General features: G+C 40.3%; 6 protein-coding genes. All 6 read right to left on the bottom strand.

Annotated elements, in window-relative coordinates; all coding sequences use genetic code 11:
- Window positions 1-177: 177 nt before the first annotated feature.
- Window positions 178-1,179: a malate dehydrogenase gene (locus tag AC1WHX_RS10110; protein WP_122337219.1), complete on the bottom strand. Its 1,002-nt coding sequence runs from the start codon at window positions 1,177-1,179 to the stop codon at window positions 178-180.
- Between the two features lie 171 nt (window positions 1,180-1,350).
- The gene (locus AC1WHX_RS10105; protein WP_302545362.1) at window positions 1,351-2,574 is read right to left on the bottom strand and encodes a hypothetical protein; all 1,224 of its coding nucleotides are present in this window, start codon (window positions 2,572-2,574) and stop codon (window positions 1,351-1,353) included.
- Window positions 2,575-2,769: 195 nt separating this feature from the next.
- Window positions 2,770-3,312, bottom strand: a complete 543-nt coding sequence (locus AC1WHX_RS10100; protein WP_022390002.1) for a 2-oxoacid:acceptor oxidoreductase family protein — start codon at window positions 3,310-3,312, stop codon at window positions 2,770-2,772.
- Between the two features lie 19 nt (window positions 3,313-3,331).
- On the bottom strand, window positions 3,332-4,093 hold the full coding sequence (locus tag AC1WHX_RS10095) for a thiamine pyrophosphate-dependent enzyme (protein ID WP_009319351.1): 762 nt from the start codon (window positions 4,091-4,093) through the stop codon (window positions 3,332-3,334).
- Between the two features lie 91 nt (window positions 4,094-4,184).
- On the bottom strand, window positions 4,185-5,264 hold the full coding sequence (locus tag AC1WHX_RS10090) for a 3-methyl-2-oxobutanoate dehydrogenase subunit VorB (RefSeq protein ID WP_009319352.1): 1,080 nt from the start codon (window positions 5,262-5,264) through the stop codon (window positions 4,185-4,187).
- Between the two features lie 43 nt (window positions 5,265-5,307).
- The coding region (locus AC1WHX_RS10085; RefSeq protein WP_481229276.1) for a 4Fe-4S dicluster domain-containing protein at window positions 5,308-5,438 on the bottom strand (131 nt) is incomplete at its 5' end.

Here is a 5,438-nt window from a genome sequence, read left to right as displayed (position 1 = left end):
CAAAACTAAAATGTCCCCTCCGAAAAGTTATAGATTGTAACTATGACATTAAAAAAGGGTCATATCAAGCTCTGTATTGAGTAATGATACGCCCCTTTTTTAGGCCTTTTAAGGGTGCTCAAATTTCAAATTATAAGTTCATATCTTCAAAAATTGAGTTTTGGCACACCCCCTTTCTCAATCTATATTGGAATTAAGTTTGTGCCATTCGTTGATAGGAGGAATTATACCCATCGCGATAACTTCATCCCGGAGTTTACACAAGTGTTCGTAACTGCTTTCAAGTTCTTTTTCTTCAGTGGCATTGCCTTTTACTTCTTTATAAGATATGCCGTCTTTTGTAATAGCAGTCTCCATTGCCATCATGATATGGTTAAATTTGCCAGAATGTACATATACTCCGGCCGGCCAGCGGAATGGAGCACCACCCATGGCAGCAGCAATCATCTCAATGGATAAATAAGCCGGACTCTGGAACGAAGAACGTCCTCTTAAATCGATAATATGTTTACCGCCTTGTATAACCTTTTGTTTTATTTCTTTCCATTCAGCTTCCGGCAATTGTTCACTTCCTATTAAAGAAGAAAGAGCACTGCCTTTTATTGTAGTTGTTGAAGCGAATACCGCCATTTGTTCTCCGTGACCGCCATAAGTCCGACAATTTTTTATTTCGGAAGCCGGAATCTTAAAATATTTTACCAATTCATTTTGTAAACGGGTACTGTCAAGAGCTGCTAAAGTCGAAACTTGAGAAGGTTTTAATCCTGAATAAAGTAAAGTTATCAGACCTGTAATGTCTGCAGGGTTAAATACGACAACGACATGTTTTACATTCGGACAATAGTTGCGCAGATCTTTTCCGAATTGGGCTGCTATTTCTGCATTACCTTTTAGTAGATCCTCACGGGTCATTCCGGCTTTACGGGCAGCGCCTCCAGAAGAAACGACATAGTCAGCTTCCGTAAGAGCATCTTTTATATTGCTGGTAAAAGTGATATTTGCTCCTTCAAAACCGCATTGAAGCATTTCTTCGGCAACACCTTCGAGAGCCGGCGCATAAGGATCATAAAGACAAATGTTTGGGGTTAGTTTCATCATTAATGCCGTTTGAGCCATATTTGAGCCGATCATTCCGGCAGCTCCTACGATTGTCAGTTTTTTGTCTGTTAGGTAATTCATAACCTTGAATATTTTATGTTAGAAATAAATACGTAATTATATTAACAAAGATACGTAATAATTGGTTTCTGAAAAATGTCTGTTTATTCAGATTTTAAATATTATAACCGATAGTTATGAGAAATACCTTGAAAGGTCCGATATATAAAAGAGAATAATATAATTAGAAATTTATTTGATGATCTTATTGTATAACTCTTCGTTTTTATCTATGCAAGCTACTGCTTGAATTTTTGCCTGTTTGTTTTGTACAGTAATGGGATTTTTAGATACATAGTTTCTCATCCGGCAGCCAAACATAGATATTGTTAACCGTTTATCCCCTTTTACAAGTAAATAATCATAAGATTGTCCGATTGCGGTGAGAGCTCCGTTCATTCCCGAAAAAGCTTCTACATTCGATATTGCCGTGTGCCCTTGTCCTTCAATGACAATGGGATGTATCTCTTCTATCGATTTTCCGGCATTAGCGATAATCGAGCCTTGAGCGATTTGCCAGTTTCGGTTTTTTGTGCCCGATCCGTTCTTGTAGATACCTATTGTGACGCAGTCGAGATTGAAATTTGTTAATTGTCCGTATGATTCAGCTCCTAAATATATCCCACCGTATGTCCCGAATGTGAATACATCCATCAACTGTGCATTATCTGTATGGTCTATATAAAAAGCATAGGTTTGATTTGCAATTACGGCATCGATAATTTCCCGTTTGAATGAACGGCCGAATTCCCTCATATTTGCCGGATTTACATGACAGTGTAAAATTCGGGGGATGTCATAACAATAATCGATTCGGATAAATTGTCCACTTAATGGATAACCGTAGCAATGTTCGATAAGCACCAGTTCGCTTGTGTTTTTTCGGGTTGCAGTAAAGTCCATGGCAGTATATTCTCCGTAAAATGTGAGACAAGACAGAGTAACACCGTGAGCTCTTTGATCGGAACACATTTGGATAGTCGGTTTATATTTTATGATTTCATCGGCTTTTGTGTGAGTTTGTTCCGGATACCAGAATTGGATACCTCGTATTTGAGTTGCCGATTGTACGGAAATGAAAGGGTTGTCTTTATCGGTAATGCTGAATACCGAACCTACGGGATGATTTTTTGAGGGATGCTTAGTTCCTCTTCCCGTAGGGCCGTGCACTCCGATCAGAGAAACATTCTTTTTCAAAATTATTCCTCCGTTTACGGGATAGGGGGTCTCCGATGGATCGACAAATAAGGCCGTTCCCGATTGAGCCGCCCAATCTATTGCTTTTTGGAGATTTTGTTTGTTTACTTCCGGAGTGTTAGTCGGCAATACGTTGAAATCCCGGATACTTTTGTAATTGTTCGCTTGTGCCGTTATAGCGCAAAGAACACAGAAAAAAAATAATTTAAGTGTTTTCATTATGTGTGTGTTTAGAATAGTGATAATGCAAAAATAGGAATCATTTGACATAAAACAAACATAATGTATTTGTTTTTAATGTATTTGAGAATGTGAAAATATTATTAGGTCTTATTTTCAATAGTATTGGATAAAATAAAAAAGGCGGCTGCTTTATAAAAGCGGTCGCCTTGTCCGGTTTGTATGGTATAGATTTTATACTTTCCGGATAATTTCCATTCCTTTCAAAATAGCCTGTTCGTTCATCGGAATCAATTTATGATGCCGTTCGGGTAAAGACTTCTTCAACCCTTTCAGCACATTTTCAAGAGATACCATCGGTTTTACTTTCAACAATCCGCCGAGCACGATCATATTGAATGCTTTCGAATTTTCCATTTCGATTGCAGTGTCCATGGCATCTATACGATATATATCGATATCTTTTCGAGTAGGAGCGTGGTGTATTCCGTAACCGTCGTATATTAAGACTCCGCCCGGTTTTACTTTGTTTTCAAATTTCTCTAAAGACGGCTGATTCAGAATAATAGCGACGTCGAAAGTATTCAATACGGGAGAACTGATACGTTCATCACTTAGAATAACAGTTACATTGGCTGTTCCGCCACGTTGTTCCGGTCCATAAGAGGGCATCCAGCTTACTTCTTTGTCTTCCATGAGACCCGAATAAGCCAAAATCTTACCCATTGAAAGGACACCTTGCCCGCCGAAACCGGCTATAATTATTTCTTCTTTCATTGTGATCGGTTTTTACAAATTATTCATTTTTCAAATCTCCTAACGGGTATTTGGCAAACATGTTTTGTTCCATCCATTTATTTGCTTGATCCGGAGTCATTTTCCATCCGGAGTTACAAGTCGAAACAAATTCGACCAATGAAGTCCCTTTGCGTGCCATAGAGTTCTCAAAAGCCTGACGTAATGCTTTCTTCGCTTTTTTTACGGCAGCAGCCGTGTGCACGCTTTGACGTGTAACATAACATGTCCCGTCTAATTGTGCTACGAGATTTGATATTTTTAGCGGATAACCATTCAATTCTACATTTCTTCCGTAAGGGCAAGTTGCCGTTACCATTCCTTCTAATGTCGTAGGCGCCATCTGTCCGCCGGTCATACCGTAGATTGCGTTATTAATGAATATGATAACGATGTTTTCTCCTCGATTACAAGCATGAATAGTTTCTGCCGTACCGATAGCGGCTAAGTCTCCGTCACCTTGATATGTAAATACCATTTTTGACGGATTCAAACGTTTTACGGCGGTCGCTATTGCCGGTGCGCGTCCGTGTGCCGCTTCGAGCCAGTCGATGTCGATATAATTGTAGGCAAACACAGCACAACCTACCGGAGCGATACCGATGGCTTGTTCTTCCATTCCCATTTCATCGATAACTTCGGCGACAAGTTTGTGGACAACTCCGTGGCTGCATCCCGGACAATAGTGCATGGGATTATCGTTCATCAGCCTCGGTTTGTCATATACGAGGTTTTCGGGTTTTATGATTTCGTTTACATCCATAATCTTGAGTTTTTAATCGTCTGTAAGAATACTTTCGTACTCTTTTGTAAAAAGGTTTCGATTTTATCCTTTGTAAAAAGGAAATGCCGGATTACATCAATTTCTGTTTAAGAGCATTGAGCACTTCATCCGGAGTAGGAACGATTCCTCCTAAGCGGCCGAAATGTTCGACTTTAACTTTTCCGTTGACGGCCAAGCGTATATCTTCGACCATTTGCCCGGCATTTAATTCTACCGAAATCATACCTTTTACCTTATTTGCATATTCGGCAATGATTTTCGATGGGAAGGGCCATAATGTGATCGGACGCAATACCCCTACTTTTATGCCTTCTGCGAGGGCCATTTCTTGTGTTTTCAGACAAATACGGGCCATTGAACCGAATGCTATCATTAAATAATCGGCATTTTCGCAACCGATCTCTTCATAGCGCACTTCCGCTTCTTCTATTTTGCGGTATTTGGCTTGAAAACGAATATTGTTTTCTTCCATGATAGCCGGGTCGAGTTCCAAAGATGTGATAACGTTCCGTTTGTGTCCGGCTAGTTTACCTTGAGTTGCCCAAGGCATTTGTTTACGTATCTCTTCTTCGGTGCGACGTGGCCGGAAAGGCGGCAAAACCACTTTTTCCATCATTTGACCGATAATACCGTCTGCAAGAATTATGGCGGGATTATTATATTTAAAAGCCAGATCGAAGCCTAAAGCGACGAAGTCTGCCATCTCTTGTACTGAGGCCGGTGCTAAAGTAATAAGACGATAATCTCCGTGTCCTCCTCCTTTTACTGTTTGGAAATAGTCTGCCTGACTCGGTTGTATAGTTCCTAAACCGGGACCTCCTCGCATGACGTTAACGATAAGGCAGGGAAGTTCGGCTCCTGCAATATATGAAATACCTTCTTGTTTCAAACTGACTCCCGGACTTGAAGATGATGTCATCACGGCTTTTCCGCATCCGGCACCACCATAAACCATATTGATTGCAGCTACTTCGCTTTCTGCTTGAAGTACCACCATGCCGGTAGTCTCCCAAGGTTTCAATTCCATTAATGTCTCCATAATCTCAGATTGCGGAGTGATAGGGTAACCGAAATATCCGTCTGCTCCATAACGTATGGCAGCATGGGCTATTGCCTCGTTTCCCTTCATTAATTTTACATCTTCTGTCATATCTTGTTCTTATTTTAAAGTGAAGAGAGTGGGAGACTCTCGTTTATAGTTTTACTTTATATACGGTAATACATCCGTCGGGACAAACATAACCGCAACTGGCACATCCGATACAATTATCGGGATTTTTCATGTATGCATAATGATACCCTTTATCGTTTACCTCTTTCGGCT

It is taken from the genome of Coprobacter sp., from assembly GCF_982436375.1.
The sequence above is the reverse complement of the archived record's forward strand: the minus strand, read 5'-3'. Positions and strand labels throughout refer to the sequence as shown.